Origin of the sequence: Deinococcus sp. YIM 77859 (assembly GCF_000745175.1) — a bacterium.
GTDB lineage: Bacteria > Deinococcota > Deinococci > Deinococcales > Deinococcaceae > Deinococcus.
This window is the reverse complement of record NZ_JQNI01000002.1, coordinates 1,243,276-1,262,748: the sequence shown is the minus strand read 5'-3', so window position 1 is coordinate 1,262,748 and position 19,473 is coordinate 1,243,276. Positions and strand designations below refer to the sequence as shown.

Sequence of the window (19,473 nt, the reverse complement as noted above, 5' to 3'; positions counted from 1 at the left end):
CGCGCGGATTTATGTGGGGACCGAGCTGGGAAACGAGGAGCGCCCCGCGCGTGTGGCACGAAGAGGACCAAGCGGCAGGTACCCGGCGCGGCACAGGTCGGCGGCAAGGTCCTCGGCACCCAGGTGCGGGCGGCGGGGCCGAGCTTCCAGGGTGGCGTCCCCGAGGCGGGCGACCGGCCAGGCGCGCAGCTCCCAGTCGGGAAGCAGCGGAGCGGTCACCCGGCCGTCCGGCGTCACGACCTCTACCAGAAGGTGACCGAAGACGGCGGTGCCCTGCGGGGTGGACAGGGAGAAGGCGGGCATCTGGGGGAAGGGGACGCAGGTCATGGTGAAACCTCCTCGGCTTTAGGGTGCGCCGGGGAGGGCCGCGCAGGACATCGGCCCCACGGTGTGTGTCTTGGTCCGGGCATCGGGCCAGCCGATGGCGTCTTTTCGCTGCGGAACTACAATCAGAACCGTGGCTGACCGCTCCTTGCCCTCCCCGGCCCCGGTTCCCTCCCTGGCGCAGCTCCGGGCGCTGGTCGCCGTGGTGGAGGCCGGAGGGTTTGGGGAGGCGGCGGCGGAGCTGGGTGTGTCTCAGTCCTCGCTGAGTGAGGCAGTCGCGCGGCTGGAGGCGCTGGCCGGCCGTCCGCTGCTGCGGCGAACGCCTGCCGGAACGGTGCCCACAGAAGCGGGGGCGCGGGTGCTGGCCCACGCCCGAAGGGCGGTCCAGGCGGCGGCCGACGTGCTGCTGGCGGCCCAGGAGGAGGCCTCCCTGTGCGGCACGCTCCGGGTGACGTCCCTGCGTTCGACGGCCACCCACCTGTTGCCGCCCGCTCTGGCCAGCTTCCGTGCTCGCCATCCAGGGGTGACGGTCACGGTGCTGGATTCGGAGGCGTCAGGGGGCGGAATTCAGGCTGTTCGTGCAGGTCGCGTAGATGTGGGTCTGATCGTCAGTGAGGCCGCGGCGGATCTGCGCCTGCTGCCCCTTCCGCCCGACGAATACCTGTTTGTTGCCCCCGCTGCTCGTGGCGAGTCCCCTGTCACCTGGGGCGAGCTGGCCGCGCAGCCGCTGATCTTGCCTCCGCAGCGTGATCCCTGTTACCAGCGGGTGCGGGCCTACCTCGCCGCGCGCGGCGTGCCGCTCACCCAGGTGATGGAGGTCGAGCAAGACAGCGTGACGCTTTCCATGGTGGGGCACGGCCTCGGGATCACGGTGATGCCGCGGCTGGCCCTGCTGCCCCTTCCACCCGGCTTGGTCGCGCTGCCGCTTCCCGAACCCCTCACCCGGCCGCTTGCGCTGGCCGTGCTGCCGCACCGGGCCGCTCTGCCGCTGCTGCGGGCCTTTAACAGCACCGTGCTGGAAACCGTCGGGAAGTTGGGGATGCCAAGCGGGACCGCAGAGGCCCGGGCAATTGCGTCCCGCCTGCCTCTGCCGACAGCGCCCAACTGATCTTGCGGCAAAAAAAGCAGGCCAGCTCGGCGCTGACCTGCTCACAGCCAGGCGCTTTAGCCCTCGAAGGGCTTACCGAGCGCGCGGGGCGCGGCGCTGCGGCCGGTGAAGATCAGGGCGATGATGGTGATGAGGTACGGCAGTGCGGTAACGAGCGTGGGAGGCAGCAGGTCGGTGCCGCCCAGCGTGATGCTGACCGCCTGCAGAAAGCCGAAGAGCACGGTGGCCCCCAGTACCCCCAGCGGCTTCCACTGCCCGAAGATCAGCGCGGCAAGCGCGATAAAGCCCAGCCCCGCGCTGATGTTGCGCACGTAGGAGTCGAGGTTACCGATCGAGAGAAAGACACCCGCGGTACCGGCGAGCAGGCCCGAAAGGATGACGCCGCTGTAGCGCATGCGGGGCACGTTCACACCCATGCTGGCCGCCGCACCGGGGTGCTCGCCGGTCGCGCGCAGGCGCAGGCCGTAGGGCGTGCGGTACAGCACATACCACGCGACGAGCACCATCACAAACGCAAAGAACACCGGCGGGCTGAAGCGCAGCTCGCCCACTCCCCAAAGCGGGAGGGGATGAGCCACCTTGGGGCTTTCCGTGCTCGTGCCGTACAGCGCCGTCAGGATAACCGGGGGCACCCCCGTGGCGAGCAGGTTGATGGCCGTACCGCTGATGACCTGGTCGGCTCGGTACTTGATGCTTACGACTGCGTGAATCCAGGCGATCAGCCCGCCGACCAGCGCGCCGACCAGCCAGCCCACCCAAGGGGCCAGCGCCCCCAGCGTGGGGTCAAGGGTATAGGTCACGACCGCTCCCGCAAGCGCGCCAAAGATGATCAGGCCGTCGAGCGCGATATTCACCACGCCGCTGCGTTCGGAAAAGAGGCCGCCCAGTCCGGTGAGCAGCAGCGGGACCACGCTGCGGACAAAGGTCGCTAGGAAGGCGGTCGTCAGGAGTTGGGTGAAGAGCCCGTCCATTTACTTGCTGCCTTTCCGGGCCTCTTCGACCCTGGCACTGACTTCGCTGCTGCGGCTGACATTGGGGTTGGGGGTGGCGCGCTCGGCCTCGGCGGCTGCGGGGCTAAGGCGCCCCGTTTCGGCTGTGCCGGTCGCGTCTGCGGCCCGCACGAGTTGCGGGGGCGGGGGATCGGTCACCCGGCGGCTGAGGAAGCCCCCCGCCGCGATAAACAGCACGATCAGCGCCTTGAGAACCGTCACGATGTTGCGGTCCACGTTGTTGAGTTTCTGCTGAACTTCAACGCCACCCGTATCGATGGTGCCAAAGAGCACGCTCGCGGCCACCACGCCCGCCGGTGTGTTCTGGCCCATCAGCGCCACCGCAATCCCGTCAAAGCCCACGCTGACGGGCATGTTGCCCTTCAGGCGGTACTCGTCCAGCGCGCCGCCGTTGACGTAGTGGGTGCCCGCCAGGCCCGCGAACATGCCCGCCAGGGTCATCGCCAGAACCGTGTTTTTGGCCACGCTAATCCCGCCGTACTCGGCGGCGCGGGGCGAGAGGCCCACCGCTCGGAGGGCGTACCCGGTGGCCGTGCGCCACATCAGCACCCCAAACAGAACCACACAGGCGAGCGCGATCAAGAACGAGGCGTTGAGCTGGCTGCCCACCACATCGACCGGCACGCCGATCCGCCAGGTCAGCAGCCCCAGCGCCAAGGCTCCCCCAAGCGCGATCACGGTGCCCAGCCGCACCCGGCGCAGTGCGAGGCGCAGGACGAAGAAGGCGGCAAGCGCGAGCAGCGGCGCGAGCGTCAGGGCCACCGTGCCGTTTTGGCCGACATTGAAGAGGTCAAGCAGCGTGGGAAGCCGCGCCGGGGCCTGCAACTCCTCGCTCGCGGGTTCAAAGCCTTCTGCCTTGAAGGGGAGGCTATACTCGCGGCCCAGAAACGGGAACGTCTCGCTGCCGATCATGAAGATAAAGATCGCCGAGGCGATGTAGTTCAGCATGATCGTGTTGATGACCTCGCTGGAGCCGAAGCGGGCCTTGAGGAGGCCCGGAATCGCGCCCCACAGGGCACCGCCCAGCCCCGCCGCAAGCACCGAGAGGGGCAGCAGCAGCCAGCCCAGCGAGGCCGGGCCGTACACGCCGACCAGCATCGCGCCGATCGCGCCCAGCGTGAGCTGTCCCGGCGCGCCGATATTAAAGAGCCCAGCGCGAAAGGCAAAGGCCACCGCAAGCCCCGTAAAGATGAGCGGCGTCGCGAGCTTGAGGCTGTCCAGGAAGGGGTTGAGTGCCGTGAGGGGCGCAAACAGCGTCGAATAGACGAAGTACACCAGGTCACTCTTGGCGAGCCAGGTGCTCCAGGGGGAGAGCGGGGTGCCGCTGCCATTGACGGCGGGCTGCACGATGAGCACCACGGCTGCTCCCACCAGCACCGCCAGACCAATGGCGACGGTGGGCACCAGCAGACCGCGCAGGCGGTTGAGGCGTTCCCACCACGTGGGCCGCGCACTCAACCCCGCGCCCGCCGTGATCAGCCCGGCGAGAATGGGCAGGAAAAGGCCCAGGTTCATGCCGCCTCCCCCGTAGAAGTTGCGCAGTTGTCGCCGGAATCCCGGCCGCAGGGACGTGTCGGTCGCCACGCGCGCGGCCTCGGCGCCCAGGTCCGCGCTCAGGAAGAGCACGGCCGCGATCCCCGCTGCACTGGCCAGGAGGCCGGTGAGCCAGAACCAGCGGGTCCGGCGCAAAGCCCCCCAGACGCTGGCCAGCGTGAGCACCAGCGTGGCCCAGCCCAGGGCGAGCACGGTCCCGGTGGGGGGCAGCGGCACCTCACGGGTGGCACTGAGGTTAAGAACCGAGCCGCTGAGGTGCAGGAGCACCCCACCCGCGTTGAAGTCACGTCCCAGCGTGGCCAGCGGGAACAGCAGCAGGCCCGCCGCCGCGACGGCGCTGGCGATCAGCGCAATCCTGGCCGCCGTCGGCGAGGGGCGAGAGTCGGAAAGAGTTGTCACAGGGGCATTGTACGGGGCGGCAAGCGCCTCACCTGCATGTCCTCGCCCCCAGCCCTGCTATCCTCGCGGGCGGTATGGAACGCACCTTTGCCATGATCAAGCCCGACGGCGTGCGCCGCGGCCTGACGCCCGAGATTCTCGCCCGTATCCAGAAAAAAGGCTACCGCATCGTCGGCCTCAAGCAGATGCTGATCTCCCGCGAGCTGGCCGAGCGGCACTACGCCGAACACCGCGAGCGCCCCTTCTTCGGCGAGCTGGTGGACTTCATCACGGGTGGTCCCGTCGTCGCCATCGCCCTGGAGGGTCCCAATGCCATCGCGGGCTGGCGCGCCATGATGGGGGCCACCAACCCCGCGAACGCCGCTCCCGGCACCATCCGCGCCGACTTTGCCACCACCACCGGTGAGAATGTCACCCACGGCAGTGACAGCCCCGAGAGCGCGGCGCGCGAGTTGGGCCTGTTTTTTGGAGAAGGCGAACTGTTGCCCTAAGGGGAAAGGAGGAAGCAGGCTGCGGCTCCGGCCGGGGCCTGCTTGTTGTTCCCTACCGAAACGCCTCCAGCAATTCCGGTTCCTGTTGGGCCGCGTACCCCCGGGTGAGGAGGCGCAGGCCGTCTGCGGTCGAGAAAAGAAGCACGTCACCGAGGGCGTTTCCAGCGGGGCGCAGGGCCTTGCCCTGGGAGGTGCTGACGGTGCGGGCGTTGTCTCCGGCGAGGTCCGCTGCGGTGAAGCGGGGGGCGACCACCTCCAGCTGCCAGGCGAGCGTCCGGTTGTTGCCGTCATACTGCACCGTGACGCTGCGAGCGGGGAGGGGTGGGCGCGAGGTCCAGATCACGCGGCGCAGGCCGCCGCCCACGCGCCCGCGGGTGTCTGCCTGCGCGTCGTAGCTGCCGCTGGCGGTAAAGAGGACGCGGCGGGTCAGGGACGGTTCGGCTTTCGGCGCACAGGCGCTGATACCCAGCAGGGCAGCCAGCGTGAGGGTCAGGGACAGGCGCTGCATGCCCGCACCATACGCCGCCCCGCCCTGTGGCAGCATGGTGGCCGTGTCTCCCCATCACCTTGCCCTGCTGGTCACGGCGGCGCTGCTGTTCGGTCTGCTGCTGCTGGGCCTGAGCCTGCAACTGGGCGGGGGGCGCAGTGTGGCGCGCGAACTTCACCACGCGCTGTTTTTTGCCGTTTGCGTGGGTGCGGCGCTCTCGGCGGGGTTGAGCTGGCGAGCGGGTACGCGGGGCTGGGCGCTCTTGCCCGCGCTGGGTTTGCTGCTGCTGATGCCCCGAACGCGTCCCGGGCGTGGAGACCACTGGCGTCTGGCGCTGGCCTGCGCCGGGGCCTACGGTCTGGGGCTGTGGGGGGCCTGGTAGGAAAACGGTACGGGCACAGACAGGTGCCCCCGTACGGCCGCGCTAGCCTAGGGGCAATGGCTTCTTCGTCTACCTCCGTGACCGGTGCGGCCCGTACCCCGGCGGCTTGGCCTGCGGTCAACCTGTTCGAAGGGATGCTTGCCCGGCGCACCACCAATGGGCCTTTTCGCCCGGACCCCGTGAGCCGCGAGCACCAGCACCTCTTGATGCGGGTGGCGCAGGCGGCCCCCAGCCACTTCAACAGCCAGCCCTGGCGTTTTGTGCTCATCGAGAACCGAGCGACCATCGAGCGGGTGGCGGACATCTCCGGCGAGAGCATGACCGAGCTGATCGCGGCGGGTGCCTTTTTCGAGCGCTACCGCCGCTACTTCCGTTTCAGCGAGGCGGAGATGGATAAGCGGCGTGACGGCATCCACATCGACCACCTGCCCGGTCCGCTGCGGCCGTTTACCCGTCAGGTGTTCTCCGACGCGGGCTTGCGGCTGATGCGGCAACTCGGCGTGCCCAAAAAGCTGGGAGAAGACAACCGCAAGCTGGTGGCCGGAAGCCCGCTGCTGCTCGCGGCCCTGCTCGACAAGGAGGAGTACCGGCCGGGCGAACTCAGCGCCTTTTACAGCGTCTTCGGGCTGGGTGCGGCGATGGAAAACATCTGGAACGCCGTCGGGGCGCTGGGGATGGGCATTCAGTTCATCAGCACGCCCATGGAGCTGCCCCACCGGTGGCAGGCCATTCGCGAACTGCTGCGCGTGCCGGATCACCTGGAACTGATGGCCGTCTACCGCCTGGGCTACCTGCCCCGCGAGGAGAAACGCCCCTCCATCGACTGGAGTAGCCGCCACCGCAAGCGGCTTTCGCAGTTCGTGAGCCGCGAGACGTGCGAGGTACCTGAAGAGGAGAGCGAGAGGAAAGCGCCCTGAGGGGCACGCTTAAGGCTGCGTGGGCAAGACCGTCCCCTTCCCTCACACCTGGGGCGGCAGAATGCGAACGGAAGGAGAAGACATGACCGAGATGAGTCTAGACGCTGCCCAGAGCGGCACCTTTCGCATCGGTGGAGAACTCACGGTGAGCCGTTTGGGCTACGGCGCGATGCGCGTGACCGGCGAGGGCGTGTGGGGCGAGCCCGCAGACCGCGAGGAGGCCCTGGCCACCCTGCGCCGCCTGCCCGAACTGGGCGTCAACCTGATCGACACCGCCGATTCCTACGGTCCTGCCGTCAGCGAGGAGCTGATTCGCGAGGCGCTGTACCCCTACGACACGGTGGTGATCGCCACCAAGGCGGGCCTGACCCGCACCGGCCCCAACGTCTGGCTGCCCTGCGGGCGCCCCGAGTACCTGATTCAGCAGGCGTACCTGTCTTGCCGTCGCCTGGGGGTCGAGCGCATCGATCTGTGGCAACTGCACCGCATCGACCCCCAGGTGCCCCGCGACGAGCAGTTCGGGGCGGTGCGCGAGCTGCTCGACCGGGGCGTGATTCGCTTTGCAGGACTGAGCGAGGTGACCGTCGAGGAGATCGAGGCGGCCCGGCAGGTGTTTCCCGTCGCCACTGTTCAGAACCTCTACAACCTGGTGCACCGCAAGTCTGAAGACGTGCTCGACTACTGCGCTCGCGAGGGCATCGGCTTTCTGCCCTGGTACCCCCTCGCGGCGGGTCGCCTGGCGGGAGAAGGGAGCGTGTTGGCGGAGCTCGCCCAGCGGCGGGGCGTGACGCCTTCGCAGGTGGCGCTCGCCTGGGTCCTGCAGCGCAGCCCGGTGATGCTGCCCATTCCAGGGACCGGAAAGGTGCGGCACCTGGAGGAGAATGTGGCGGCGGCGGGCCTGCGGCTCAGCGACGAGGAGTTTCGCCGCCTCGACGAGCTTGGCCGCGAGGAGTGGCAGCAGCAGGTGGCGCGCAGCCGCGCTTCCCAAGGCTAAAGGAACAGTCAGCCGTACCGTGCCTTCCCGCACGGTGCGTGGGCAACGAGGCGAGAGAATGCCCGCATGCTCGCTGCCCCTGTTCTGCGTTCCCTGGTGACCGGGAACCCGCCCTACCGCGTGCCGCAACAGGAGGTGCGCGAGGTGGCCCGCCGGGTCTTTCCGCGTCTGGCCGCCCGCGCCCGCATGCTGGACGTGTTCGACAATGCCCATATCGAGACGCGCGCCTTGGCCCGCCCCCTGCCCTGGTACGAGCAGGAACGCGGGTTTGGAGAGAAAAACGCCGTCTTTGTGGAGGAGGCCCGTGCCCTGACCCTGCGCCTGGCGCGTGAGGCCTTGGCACGCGCTGAGCTGGCTCCTGCCGACGTGGACGCGGTCGTTCTCGTCAATACCAGCGGCATCAGCGCGCCCAGCCTTGACGCCTACCTGATCGAGACGCTGGGCCTCAACCGGCACGCGGCGCGGCTTCCGGTCTGGGGCCTGGGCTGCGCGGGAGGCGCGGCGGGTCTGGCGCGAGCGGCCGACCTGGTGCGCGCGGGGCACCGCCGCGTGCTGTACGTGGCGGTGGAGCTGTGTAGCGTCACGCTGGTCAAGGGTGACGAAACCAAGAGCAACTTTGTGGGGACGGCGCTGTTTTCTGACGGGGGAGCCGCCCTGGTGGTCACCGCTCCCGACGTGCCGGGTCCGCCGCCCCTGCTCGCCCTGCACGGCGGCTACTCCACCCTGATTGAGGCTTCTGAAGACATCATGGGTTGGGACGTGGTGGACGAGGGGCTCAAGGTGCGCTTTTCCCGCGACATTCCCACGCTTGTTCGCTCGATGATGCGGGAAAACGTCGAGGCGGCGCTCACGGCGTTCGGGTGGCAGCTGGAAGAGGTGGGCACCTTTGTCGTTCATCCCGGCGGCGTGAAGGTGCTGGCCGCCTACGAGGCCGCCCTTGACCTGCCCCCCGGTGCCCTGGACGCGAGCCGCCGGGTGCTTGCCGCGCACGGGAACATGAGCAGTGTGACCGTCCTGTTCGTGTTGGAAGAGACCCTGCGTGCCTCCCCGCAGGGCCGCGGCCTTCTCAGCGCGATGGGGCCCGGCTTCAGTGCCGAGCATGTGCTCGTTGGGTTTCCTGGCCTGTGAGGAGCTTTCCTTTGAGCCGGGCCGGTTGCGCCCGGAGTCAGCTGCTTGCTTCCCCGTCCGCCGTGCGGTCTGGGTCCGTGGTGGCGCCGCTCGCGGGAAGGCCCCCCTGGAGTCCGCCGTAGGTGCTGGGGTTACGGTCGTGTTCGCCCTGCACGCTGGGGGCGGGAGGGTTGGGAGTGCCGGTCACCGGCGTCTCTGTCCCCGCGTCCCGGTGGTCGTCGCTGACCTGGTTCCAGTGGTGGTCCTGCTGTTCCTGACTGGGGGTCTTCTCGCCGCCCGTGTCCCAGTTGGGGTTGGTCTTGATGCTCTCCTGGGGCACGTTGTCCTGCGGGCCGGTGCCATTACTCATCTGGGGCCTCCCTGTCTTCTGCCTGCGGTTCGGGTGTGCTTACCAAGAGCGTAGGCCGGAAAGGGGAGAGGAGGTAGGGGGCCCTGTTGGGAAATCCTAAAGACCGCTGTCCCCCGAGGTCACAAAAGATCAGCCACGGCGCTCACCGGAAGGTCATGGTCCTGCGCCAGGGCCAGCCAGTGTGCGCTGGGCCGAGCACGCACCGCCGCCTCTGGATCCGGCCCGGTGAGTTCCTGCCAGCGCCGGGCGAAATGCGCCTCGAGCGCGGCCACCGCGATGGTGCCGTCCGCCGTGGCATACAGGCGGTAGGTGGGCTGTGTGCCAGACAGCAGGCCGCCCGGCGCGGTGACCCCGTACTCCAGGGGAAGGGCGGCTTGGGCAGCGGCTTGGCGCAGGCCGACCACCCGTTCCCGTTCCGGGGAGCCGCGCTCGCGTCCCAGCAGCAGGGCGAGCGCCGCAGCGTACGCGGTCTGCCCGCCGAGCAGGTCGGCAATCAAGGTGCGCGGCATGACGGGCTGTTTCGGGTCCAGGAGCCCCGACTCCGCCTGGTACGTCAGGTCATGCCCGGGCACCTCCGGGCGCTGCGCGTCACCCACAATCCGCACCCGGCAGAGCTGCGGGGCGCTGGACGCCAGGGTGTGGCCATCCAGCCCCAGCCGGGCGAGGGCGGCGGGGCGACTGCTGGTTAGCAGCAGGTCCGTGGCAGCGAGCAGGGCGTGCAGTTCCCGCTGCCCCTGCGGGGTCTTGAGGTCGAGCGTGTGGATCTCTACCCCCCGTGTCAGCGCTGCGTACCACTCGGGCGCGAGACGTGCGAGGGGATCCCCGCTGGGTGGCTCGATTTTCACGGGGCGGGCTCCCTCGTCCCGCAGGGCCGCGACCGCCAGCGGGCCAGGGAGATTCAGGGCAAGACTGAGAACCGTGAGACCAGACAGAGGTGCGGACATACACCATCTTCGCCTTGATCTTTGTTGTTCCTAAAGTGGTAACACAGTGCCTGGGACAGTAACGGGGGTGCTGAGGGGCGGGGCGGCTTATGATGAACACGTCAATCCCGCTTCGCGGGCAAGGAGGAACCCAGATATGGCGATGAACCTGTTCGGTGCGCGCGACGTGCTCACCACCAAGGCTGGACAGAAGCTGTACTACTACAACCTGAACAGGCTTCAGGTCCCCGGCGCGGACATCAGCCGCCTGCCTTTTTCCATCAAGGTGCTGCTCGAAAGCGTGTTGCGCGAGGCCAACAACTATGACGTGCGCGAGGAGGACGTGCGGGCCGTTGCGAACTGGAAGCCCGTGAATGAGGAAGTCGAGATCCCCTTTAAGCCCGCTCGGGTGATTCTGCAGGACTTCACCGGCGTGCCCGCCGTTGTGGACCTCGCCTCCATGCGCGCGGCGATGGTGAAGCTGGGCGGCGACCCCAAAAAGATCAACCCGCTGATTCCTGTTGACCTGGTGATCGACCACTCCGTGCAGGTGGATGAGTTCGGCACCGAGCTGGCGCTGCAACACAACATGGAGCTGGAGTTCGAGCGCAACCGCGAGCGCTACGAGTTCCTCCGGTGGGGTCAGCAGGCCTTTGACAACTTCGGGGTGGTGCCCCCCGCCAGCGGCATCGTGCACCAGGTGAACCTGGAATACCTCGCCAAGGGGGTGCAGAGCCGCCCCGAGGATGACGGCGTGGTCGTGTACCCCGACTCCCTCGTCGGGACCGATTCTCATACCACCATGATCAACGGCTTGGGGATCGTGGGCTGGGGAGTGGGCGGCATCGAGGCAGAAGCCGTCATGCTGGGCCAGCCCATCTACATGCTGATGCCCGAAGTGATCGGCTTTAAGATCACGGGTGCGCTGCCCGAGGGCGCGACCGCTACCGACCTCGCGCTGCGCGTCACCCAGATGCTGCGTGAAAAGGGCGTGGTGGGCAAATTCGTCGAGTTCTACGGTGCGGGTCTTTCCAACATGACCCTGCCCGACCGAGCGACCATCGCCAATATGGCCCCCGAGTACGGCGCGACGATGGGCTTTTTCCCGGTGGATGAGGAGGCGCTGCGCTACCTGCGCCGCACCGGTCGCCTGGAAGACGAGATCGAGTTGGTGGAGATGTACTACAAGGCGCAGGGCATGTTCCGCACCGACGAGACGCCCGACCCCGTCTTCACCGACACCATCGAACTCGACCTCTCCACCGTCGTGCCCAGCCTTGCCGGGCCCAAGCGCCCGCAGGACCGTGTGAACCTCACGGACATGCACACGGTGTTTGCCGAGGCCCTCACGGCGCCCATCAAGCAGCGCGGCTTTGAGCTGCCTGCAGAGAAGCTCAACGCCCGGGGCACCATCGGCGGCACCAATATTCAAATTGGACACGGTGCGGTGACCCTCGCCTCCATCACCTCCTGCACGAACACCTCCAACCCCAGCGTGCTGATCGCGGCGGGGCTCGTCGCGAAGAAGGCCGTTCTGCGCGGCCTGAAGCCCAAGCCCTGGGTCAAGACCAGCCTGGCGCCCGGCTCCCGGGTGGTCACCGAGTACCTCGAAGCCGCCGGGTTGCAGGACTACCTCGATCAAATCGGCTTCAACACGGTGGGGTACGGCTGCATGACCTGCATCGGCAACTCCGGGCCACTGCCCGAACCCGTCGTGCAGGCCATTCAGGAAGGGGACCTGGTCGTCGCCTCCGTGCTTTCGGGGAACCGGAACTTCGAGGGCCGCGTGAACCCGCACATCAAGGCGAACTACCTCGCCTCGCCCCCCCTGGTCGTCGCCTACGCTCTGGCGGGCACGGTGGTCAACGACATCGTGAATGAGCCCCTGGCTGTAGACAAGGACGGCCAGCCCGTGTACCTGCGCGACCTGTGGCCGACGGGCGCTGAGATCCAGGCCATCATGGACCAGGCGATCAACGCCGAGATGTTTAAGCGCGTGTATGACGGGATCGAGAAGAGTAACGAGCGTTGGAACGCGATTCCGGTGACGGGTGGCGATCTGTACGACTGGAATCCCGACTCCACCTACATCCAAAACCCGCCCTTCTTCGAGAACCTGGCGGGTGGCCCCTCTGAGATCACTTCTATTCAGGGGGCGCGTGCGCTGGTGAAAGTCGGTGACTCGGTCACGACCGACCACATCAGCCCCGCCGGTTCCTTTAAGGCGGATACTCCAGCGGGCAAGTACCTGATGGAGCACGGCGTTGCTCCAAAGGACTTCAACTCCTACGGCTCGCGGCGCGGCGCGCACGAGGTGATGATGCGCGGCACCTTTGCCAATATCCGCCTCAAGAACCAGCTCGCGCCCGGCACCGAGGGCGGCTTCACCACCGACTTCACCACTGGCCAGGTCACGAGCATCTATGACGCCGCGATGAACTACAAGGCGCAGAACATCCCGCTGCTCGTCTTTGCGGGCAAGGACTACGGCATGGGCTCCAGCCGTGACTGGGCGGCCAAGGGCACCTTCCTGCTGGGGGTCAAGGCCGTCATCGCGGAGAGCTTCGAGCGTATCCACCGTTCTAACCTTGTCGGCATGGGCGTCCTGCCACTGCAGTTCAAGAACGGCGAGACGGCCGACAGCCTAGGGATCCGGGGCGATGAGACCTTTGACATTCTTCTTCCCCAGGACCTGAAGCCCCGTCAGGACGTGACCCTGCGTGTGACCGGCCAGGACGGCACGGTACGCGAAGTCACCCTGCAGTGCCGCATCGACACACCCGTCGAGATCGACTACTACAAGAATGGCGGCATCCTCCAGACGGTGCTGCGCTCCATCCTCGAGCGCAGTGGGCAGGAAGCCGGCGCGCAGGCCTAAGGCGAGCGCTCTGGCTCAGGAGAAGGCCCCCGCCCGGTGGCTGGGTGGGGGCCTTTAAGCTTGTGGTCGTCAAGCCGACCAGACAACGCGGCCCGGGGATGGACCCGGGCCGCGCTCGTCTCCCCTCCTGCTCCTACTCTTGCCGGACCCGTTCGGGGGCGAGTTCACGCTTGGGGGTTTGCAGGCCGTGCAGCAGCAGGGCGAACACAACCAGAGCGTGCACGGCGAGCAGGCCAAAGAGGGCGGCACCCGGCTGAACGCTGTAGCCGTACCCGCCCACCAGCTGGAACAGGATCACGGTGAGCAGGACGTTGGGGCGCCGCGCCGGAAACCGCAGGTAGGCGTAGGTGCCGACCAGCATGCTGAACAGCAGCGGCAGAGCGAGGATGTTGAGCATTTCTTGGCTCATGGCTCATTCTTACGGGAGCGCGCGGGGGACAATTGTGCCGTCGCCCAGACAGGCTTGGCCAAGGTCGGCCGTCACAACCGGTACCGTTCGAGTTTTGCCGGGTCCAGCTCGGCTCCCCGCAGGGCCGCTACGTCCAGCCAGCCGTCCTGAAAGGTGATGTCCCGGTTCAGCAGGTCATCTTTCAGTTTCAGCACGAAGCTGAGCTCACACGGCTCGCTCACCTCGGGCTGGGTAGCGAGGAGGGCGGCGTGCAGCGTGCCCAGGCCGGTGCTCGCCTGCGAGCCGACCATACCGCGCTTGCCGTGCGCGGCAGCGGTACGGAGCATTCCCAGGCCGTCGGTAAAGCCGTTGCGGGCGGTTTTGACATTCAGGATGTCGAAGGTATCAAAGTCGAGCTCGCGGTCGAGGTCGGCGGGCGTGAAGCAGGAATCGTCCGCGACGATGGGCAGGATGGCGCGGGCATGCAGGGCGGCGCGGGCACGCAGCTGACGCACGGGGAGCGGCTCCTCCACGTAGGTCAGCCCTGCGTCGCGCATGGCGGCGAGGGCGGCAGGGGCCTGCTCGGGGCTCAGCGTCTCGTTGCTGTCGGCATAGAGCTGCACGGCCTCCCCAAAGGTGCGGCGCAGCTCCGCAAGCACGCGCAGGTCACGGGTGTGGTCGCGGCCCACCTTCACCTTCAGGCAGCGCACCCCCGCCCCGACCACCCGCTCGGCTTCTGCCAGCATCCCGGCGGGCGTGTCAATCCCCAGGATGAAACTGACCCGTACGCGCGTCTTCGTCCCAAGGAGCGTGTCCCACAGCGTGAGCCCCTGCGCTCGGGCACGCGCGTCGTGCAGGGCCATGTCCAGTGCCCCCCGCGCCGTGTGGTTGTTCGCTACGCTGTTGCGCCCCTGGGTTAAGGCGGCCTCGTCGGTGATCTCCAGCCCGGTCAGCGCCGCTTCGAGGTGCCGCAGGATGGCGACGACGCTCGTGGAGGTCTCGCCGTAGATGGTCGGGCGCGGGGTGGCTTCTGCGGTGCCGACCGTGCCGTCGTCCAGGGTGACCCGCACGAGTACGTGCTCGGCGGCACGGAGGGCGCTGCTTGCCCCCCAGGCCAGGGTTCCCTTCAGCGGCAGGCGGTAGGGGAGACCCTCGACCCGCACGACTCGCGGCGCACTCATGCCCACTCCCGAATGGCGGCGGCCACCTCTGCGGGCGAGAGGGCCACCGTGTTCAGAATCAGCGCACGCCGGGGCGGGAGGGTGCGCAAGAAGGCCGCCGCTGCGTCCGGGTCGTAGTGCTGGCGCTCCGTCACGACGATGCGGGTCTTGGCGAGGATGTCCTCGGGTGCGAAGCCCTCCGCCTCCAGTGCCGCAAGGCCACTGAGTTCGCTGGCTGTAAAGACCTGCGCGGCTCCGGGCAGGGCGGCGAGGTCAGCCCGGAGGTCGGAACTCGTGCTGGGCCGGTCCAGTCGGTCAAAGGCGTCGGCGCGGCCCAGCAACCGGCGCACACGAACCGCGTCGGGGGCCAGCAGGGCCACGAAGCGCCAGGCGGGAAAATGCTCCGCCGCGTACGCCACCTCCTCCCGTCCGCGCAGCCCGTCAAAGAGGAGCTGCGTGCCCCAGTGGCGCGTGTCGGCACTCAGGGTGCCCAGCGCGTGGGCCATGCCGCCGGGGTGCTCCTCGCGGTAAAGGGCGGTCAGCCGAAAGCGTTCGGCGCGGTCGGTGACGGGGCGGCCCGCTCGCGGCAGGATCATCACCTCGTCGGTGAGGGCGCGGCGGTCGGGCAAGACACGCACCCCCGGGTCGGCCGCCCGCAGGGCCGCGAGGGCTGTACTTTTGCCCACGCCGGTCACGCCGACAAGCACGGTGAGCGGCAACTGGGCCAGGGGAAGCTCATACGGCGTTTGGGGAGAAGACGTGTGGAGGTGGGGAAGGGCCATGCCCGGAAGTGTAGGGCGCAGGACTGCCTTAAGGCTGACGTAAGGTTCAGTCAACCTGGCGTGAGCGGGGATCCCGCACTTTGTGCGGACGCCCTTTCTAGACTCGAACGTGGAGGATTTATTTATGGCCCGATTGCAAGGCAGCGGCGGCAGTGGCGGCAAGACCGCGCTTCTCATCATCCTGATCCTGATCGTGCTCTTCCTGCTCGCCTATTTTCTGTACCTCAAGCCGCAAGGGCTCCTGAATCTGGGGTTCTGAAGTTGCCGGTAACGTCTTAAGGTCATTCCAAACCTCGTCCCCAACGGAGTACAACCTATGATCAAAGGCAAGGAACTGCTTGGACAGCCCATCGTCGCCCTCAGTACCGGCGAGCGTGTGGACAATGTACGTGACCTGGTGTTTGACCACCAGGCCAACCAACTGCTGGGCCTCCTCGTGGATGAGGGCGGCTGGTTTCGTGCGGCGCGCGTGGTGCCCTTTGAGGCGATTCGCTCGATCGGAGAGGACGCCATCATGGTGGATAGCCCCGAGTCGATCACCAGCACCCGCGAGGACGGGCGGCTGGCCGAGGTGCTGGACTCCAAGGTCAGCCTGGTTGGCATGACCCTGCTCACCACCGATGGACAGAACCTGGGCAAGATCGCCGACGTCTTTTTTGACGAGCACACCGGTCGGGTGGAGGGCTACGAGGCGACCGGAGGCATCTTCAGCGATCTCAGCAGTGGCCGGACCTTTGTGCCGGCGCCGGAAAGCGTGCAGATCGGCGCAGATGCGGCCATCGTTCCGGTCAGCGTCGCCGCGGCGATGGAGGAACAGGAGCCGGGCGGCCTCAAGGGAGCTTTGCAGACGGCGGGGCAGAACCTCAGCGAGGCCTATCAGAACGCGGCCAGCAACGTCAAGGAAAGCTACGAGAACATCGCTACGGCCACCAAGGAACGCCAAAAGGAGTACGTGATCGGCAAGACGGCGGGTGCCGACGTGACTCTAGAAGACGGCACCGTGATCGTCCACAAGGGGGACACCATTACCGCCGAGCAGGCCGAGCAGGCTGACCGCGCCGGGAAACTGACGGCGCTGGCGACGGCGGCCACCGGGGGCGTGCTGAGCGAGACCTACGGCACCGTGCGTGACCGGGTGCAGAGCAGCTATGAGGAGATGCGCAACGCGGCGCCGGCCCGGCAGCGTGAGTACGTGGAAGGCAAGATCGCTGCGCACGACGTGACGGTCGAGGTGGCCGACGGTGTTCAGGAGGTGATTGTTCACCGTGGTGAGCCCATCACCGCCTTTCAGATCGCACGTGCCGAGGAGGTGGGCAAGCTGGGCGAGCTCGTGGCGGCTGCCAGCGGCGGAACCGGCCCGGGAGCAACGGGAGCGTCTGCAGCCGCCCCCACAGTCGAGGCCACCATCGGCCGCCGGGTCCGAACGGACGTGCGCGCGCCTGGGGCGGGCATCGTCGCTGCGCAGGGCCAGATCGTCACGCCCGCGATCGCGGAGCGTGCTCGCCGCCTGGGTGCCGAACAGGCCCTGATCAATGCCACCATGGGCAGCACGGGGGGGGCGCAGGGGGCGACCGCCGCGCTTTCCAGCGGCGTTGCCAGCGTCAGCGAGGGGGCCAGCAGCCTGCTGGACCGCGCCAAAGCCTGGTTCAGCGACAAACGCGAGGAAGCCGGGCAGGCACTGGAACAGCGGCAGGAGGAACTGCAGGAAAAACGTATCCGTGACGCGCTGGGCCGTCCCGTCACCCGGGTCATCCTGGCCCCTGATGACAGCATCATCCTGAATGTGGGTGAGATCATTACCCACAAGGCGGTTGAAGCGGCGCGAGCCGGGGACGTGCTCGATATCCTGCTCGACAGCGTGAGCAAGGAAGAAGTCAGCATCGATCCCCTCGCGGCTCGCCCCCACGAGACCGGCACCGCGGCCCTAGAAGGCCAGCCGGACCTCAGCGCCGAGCCGGCCCGGCAGGATGAGGACGAGCGGCCCACCCAGAGCCGCATCATCACCGACCCCGATCAGCGCTGAGGAAGCTGAGGAAACAGGGACCGGGTGGGCCTTCTCCGCGAGGAGGCCCACCCTTAATTCCTGAAAATGACCTCTTCGCGCCCGAACGACCGCAGCGCCAGCAGTCCAATGAGGAGCGCCCCGCACAGATTGGCGGCGATAGCGGTCAGGGCGTGAGCGGCCGTGAGGTTCCCGCGCACCGTGTTGAGGATGGCCACCATGCTGCCGAAGAGGGGAATGGTGTAGATGCCGTCACTCAGGGTGAGGAAGTCACTAAATTGCAGCATGACCGCGGGAAAGACGATCACCAGGCTCAGGGGCGTGACGTAGGTTTGTGCCTCCTTGTAGGAGCGGGCGTAGATGCTCAGGGCGATCAGGACGGCGCTGATGAGGAGCGCGGCGCTGACGACGGTGCCCAGCAGGGCCAGCGCGCTGGCAGGGGTGAGGGTGAGCTGACCCCCAAAGGCCTGGGTGAGTTCGGCGGGTGTCCCCTCTGTAGCGAGCACAGCCCGCGCGAGCATGCCGCTCAGGAGAAAGCCCAACACACTGCAAAGAGCGGTGGTGAGGGCGGTGAGGGTGGTCGCGAGAAGTTTTCCGGCCACGACCTCGCTGCGGCGCACTGGGGACACAAGCAGGCTTTCCAGGGTGCCGCGTTCCTTTTCGCCCGCAGTGGCGTCTAGCGCAGTCGCCATCGCGCCGGTCAGGATGAAATTCAGCATCAGAAGCGGAATCAAAAAGGCCAGTTGTCCGCTGCGCCGCTCCTGCTCGGGGCTGGCATCGATGGGGGCAAGCGTGACGGGCGTGAGGGTCTGCGCGCCCAGCCCCAGCGTGCCCAGGCGCTGCACCGCCAGCTCCCGGTTGTACGCTTCCACCACGCTCTGCACCTTGGCAAAGGCGCCCGTCTGGGCCCGCAGGTTCCCCAGCTTGGCGTACACCTCCAGCGTGCCGGTGCCGTCGCCCGCGCGGGCGGGCAGGGGCGAGGGCGCGCGCAGGGCGGCGTCCACTTCTCCGGACTGCACCGCGGCCCTGGGGTCGGTGACGGGCACGAGTTCTACCCCGGCGCGCGTCACCGTGCCGTTGGGCAGCTTCTCGTCGCGAGTCAGGGCCGTGCGCAGCGACTCGGGCAGCGTGCCCACCACCCCCACCTTTTGCCGCTCCTGCGCCTGCCCGCCGATAAAGCGGCCCAGCAGCAGTGGGAGCCCCAGTGTGAAGAGCGGGATCAGCAGCAGCGGAATCAGGATGGTGCTCGTGATGGTGCGCCGGTCGCGTAGAGTGGAGAGCAGGTCGCGCGCGGCGACACGCCAGATGAACTCAGGACGCACGTGCCACCTCCTGCCCCCGAACCAGGGCGAAAAAGGCCCGTTCCAGATTGCGCTCGCCGGTGCTGGCGAGGATGTCGGGAATGCTGCCTACCGTCACGAGTTCTCCCTTGTGGAGAATCGCGACTCGGTCACAGACCTCCTCGGCCTCGCTCATCACGTGCGTCGAGTAGAGGGTGAGCTTTCCCGGCTGCCGCGCTGCCGCGACGAAGTCCAGCAGCGTCCGGCGCGCGAAGATGTCCAGGCCGCTGGCCGCCTCGTCGAGAATCAGCACCTGTGGGTCGTGGAGAACGGCGCGGGCGATCACGACCTTCTGCTTCATACCGGTGGAGTACTCTCCCGCACGGACGTCCAGCGTGCGGCCCAGGTCCAGCGCCGCGTCCAGCTCATGAATGCGGGCGTCCGCCTGCGCCCGGTTCAAACCGTACAGCCCCGCAAAGGAGCGCAGCACCTCCCGCCCCGTTAACCGGGCGGGCAGGCCCATCCCGCCGTTGACGACCCCGATGGCCCGCCGCACCGCCTCCGGTTCGCGCCCCACGTCGTGCCCAGCCAGAACCGCTGTCCCCGCAGTGGGCCTGAGCAGCGTGGCGATGATTCGCAGCAGGGTCGTCTTGCCCGCGCCGTTTGGGCCAAGCAGGCCAAAGACTTCGCCCTCTCGGGCGCTGAGGGTCACGTTCCGCAGCGCCGCGTGCCTGCCGTAGGTCTTACTGAGGTTGTGAATGTCGAGCATGCCACCTCCACGGGTGAGGGTACGCGAAGACGGGGCCAAGCGTTGCCGGAGCGCTCCGAAAGGCGGCTCGGCTTACGGTACCTCCCGTCTGAACCGCTTACCATGGGTCAACCTCCCTTGGGCTGTTGTTCCGCCCCTCTCCTGTAGA

20 protein-coding genes are annotated in these 19,473 nt (G+C 67.7%); 9 read left to right on the top strand and 11 right to left on the bottom strand.

Going from position 1 to position 19,473, the window contains the following annotated elements:
* Positions 1-9 precede the first annotated feature (9 nt).
* Positions 10-327 carry a hypothetical protein gene (locus EI73_RS06270; RefSeq protein WP_034385194.1) on the bottom strand — a complete coding sequence of 106 codons (318 nt, stop codon included), beginning with the start codon at positions 325-327 and terminating at the stop codon, positions 10-12.
* 130 nt (positions 328-457) lie between these two features.
* On the opposite strand from EI73_RS06270, the gene EI73_RS06265 reads away from it, so the two are divergent.
* Positions 458-1,432: a LysR family transcriptional regulator gene (locus tag EI73_RS06265; RefSeq protein ID WP_051935433.1), complete on the top strand. Its 975-nt coding sequence runs from the start codon at positions 458-460 to the stop codon at positions 1,430-1,432.
* Positions 1,433-1,488: 56 nt separating this feature from the next.
* Here EI73_RS06265 and EI73_RS06260 read toward each other — a convergent pair whose 3' ends face one another.
* Both EI73_RS06260 and EI73_RS06255 read right to left on the bottom strand, forming a co-directional pair.
* Positions 1,489-2,403, bottom strand: a complete 915-nt coding sequence (locus EI73_RS06260; RefSeq protein ID WP_034385192.1) for an ABC transporter permease — start codon at positions 2,401-2,403, stop codon at positions 1,489-1,491.
* Positions 2,404-4,395: an ABC transporter permease gene (locus EI73_RS06255; RefSeq protein ID WP_034385189.1), complete on the bottom strand. Its 1,992-nt coding sequence runs from the start codon at positions 4,393-4,395 to the stop codon at positions 2,404-2,406.
* A gap of 74 nt (positions 4,396-4,469) precedes the next feature.
* Between EI73_RS06255 and ndk the strand changes: the two genes are divergently transcribed.
* Positions 4,470-4,886 carry a nucleoside-diphosphate kinase gene (gene ndk, locus EI73_RS06250; protein ID WP_034385187.1) on the top strand — a complete coding sequence of 139 codons (417 nt, stop codon included), beginning with the start codon at positions 4,470-4,472 and terminating at the stop codon, positions 4,884-4,886.
* Positions 4,887-4,938: 52 nt separating this feature from the next.
* Here ndk and EI73_RS06245 read toward each other — a convergent pair whose 3' ends face one another.
* The gene (locus tag EI73_RS06245) at positions 4,939-5,394 is read right to left on the bottom strand and encodes a hypothetical protein (RefSeq protein WP_034387857.1); all 456 of its coding nucleotides are present in this window, start codon (positions 5,392-5,394) and stop codon (positions 4,939-4,941) included.
* On the opposite strand from EI73_RS06245, the gene EI73_RS06240 reads away from it, so the two are divergent.
* The 4 genes from EI73_RS06240 to EI73_RS06225 all read left to right on the top strand — a co-directional run bounded on the left by EI73_RS06240 (position 5,393) and on the right by EI73_RS06225 (position 8,794).
* Complete coding sequence (locus tag EI73_RS06240; RefSeq protein ID WP_231557297.1) at positions 5,393-5,755, top strand: hypothetical protein; 363 nt, start codon at positions 5,393-5,395, stop codon at positions 5,753-5,755. The genes EI73_RS06245 and EI73_RS06240 overlap by 2 nt on opposite strands.
* A gap of 134 nt (positions 5,756-5,889) precedes the next feature.
* Positions 5,890-6,672, top strand: coding sequence for a nitroreductase family protein (locus EI73_RS06235; RefSeq protein ID WP_034387855.1), 783 nt, complete (start codon positions 5,890-5,892; stop codon positions 6,670-6,672).
* Positions 6,673-6,754: 82 nt separating this feature from the next.
* A complete protein-coding gene (locus EI73_RS06230; RefSeq protein ID WP_034387853.1) occupies positions 6,755-7,666 on the top strand; it encodes an aldo/keto reductase in 912 nt (303 codons plus the stop codon).
* Positions 7,667-7,732: 66 nt separating this feature from the next.
* On the top strand, positions 7,733-8,794 hold the full coding sequence (locus EI73_RS06225) for a type III polyketide synthase (protein WP_034385182.1): 1,062 nt from the start codon (positions 7,733-7,735) through the stop codon (positions 8,792-8,794).
* 37 nt (positions 8,795-8,831) lie between these two features.
* On the opposite strand, the gene EI73_RS06220 is transcribed toward EI73_RS06225, so the two are convergent.
* Together EI73_RS06220 and EI73_RS06215 are read right to left on the bottom strand one after the other, a co-directional pair.
* On the bottom strand, positions 8,832-9,143 hold the full coding sequence (locus EI73_RS06220) for a hypothetical protein (protein ID WP_034385179.1): 312 nt from the start codon (positions 9,141-9,143) through the stop codon (positions 8,832-8,834).
* Between the two features lie 119 nt (positions 9,144-9,262).
* Entirely contained in the window at positions 9,263-10,087 is an 825-nt protein-coding gene (locus tag EI73_RS06215; RefSeq protein ID WP_034385178.1) for a CoA transferase, read from the bottom strand.
* A 136-nt stretch (positions 10,088-10,223) separates the two neighbouring features.
* On the opposite strand from EI73_RS06215, the gene acnA reads away from it, so the two are divergent.
* Positions 10,224-12,944 carry an aconitate hydratase AcnA gene (acnA, locus tag EI73_RS06210; RefSeq protein WP_034385176.1) on the top strand — a complete coding sequence of 907 codons (2,721 nt, stop codon included), beginning with the start codon at positions 10,224-10,226 and terminating at the stop codon, positions 12,942-12,944.
* Between the two features lie 133 nt (positions 12,945-13,077).
* Here acnA and EI73_RS06205 read toward each other — a convergent pair whose 3' ends face one another.
* The 3 genes from EI73_RS06205 to EI73_RS06195 all read right to left on the bottom strand — a co-directional run bounded on the left by EI73_RS06205 (position 13,078) and on the right by EI73_RS06195 (position 15,274).
* Positions 13,078-13,353 carry a hypothetical protein gene (locus EI73_RS06205; RefSeq protein WP_034385174.1) on the bottom strand — a complete coding sequence of 92 codons (276 nt, stop codon included), beginning with the start codon at positions 13,351-13,353 and terminating at the stop codon, positions 13,078-13,080.
* A gap of 71 nt (positions 13,354-13,424) precedes the next feature.
* Positions 13,425-14,513, bottom strand: a complete 1,089-nt coding sequence (locus EI73_RS06200) for an enolase C-terminal domain-like protein (protein ID WP_034385172.1) — start codon at positions 14,511-14,513, stop codon at positions 13,425-13,427.
* The gene (locus EI73_RS06195) at positions 14,510-15,274 is read right to left on the bottom strand and encodes a hypothetical protein (protein ID WP_034385170.1); all 765 of its coding nucleotides are present in this window, start codon (positions 15,272-15,274) and stop codon (positions 14,510-14,512) included. The genes EI73_RS06200 and EI73_RS06195 overlap by 4 nt, the downstream gene beginning before the upstream one ends.
* A 124-nt stretch (positions 15,275-15,398) precedes the next feature.
* Between EI73_RS06195 and EI73_RS16825 the strand changes: the two genes are divergently transcribed.
* Together EI73_RS16825 and EI73_RS06190 are read left to right on the top strand one after the other, a co-directional pair.
* A complete protein-coding gene (locus EI73_RS16825; protein WP_255344497.1) occupies positions 15,399-15,533 on the top strand; it encodes a hypothetical protein in 135 nt (44 codons plus the stop codon).
* Between the two features lie 57 nt (positions 15,534-15,590).
* Positions 15,591-17,297: a PRC-barrel domain-containing protein gene (locus tag EI73_RS06190; protein WP_034385168.1), complete on the top strand. Its 1,707-nt coding sequence runs from the start codon at positions 15,591-15,593 to the stop codon at positions 17,295-17,297.
* 53 nt (positions 17,298-17,350) lie between these two features.
* On the opposite strand, the gene EI73_RS06185 is transcribed toward EI73_RS06190, so the two are convergent.
* Positions 17,351-18,598, bottom strand: coding sequence for an ABC transporter permease (locus EI73_RS06185; RefSeq protein WP_051935432.1), 1,248 nt, complete (start codon positions 18,596-18,598; stop codon positions 17,351-17,353).
* Entirely contained in the window at positions 18,588-19,325 is a 738-nt protein-coding gene (locus EI73_RS06180; protein WP_034385165.1) for an ATP-binding cassette domain-containing protein, read from the bottom strand. The genes EI73_RS06185 and EI73_RS06180 overlap by 11 nt, the downstream gene beginning before the upstream one ends.
* Positions 19,326-19,473 lie beyond the last annotated feature (148 nt).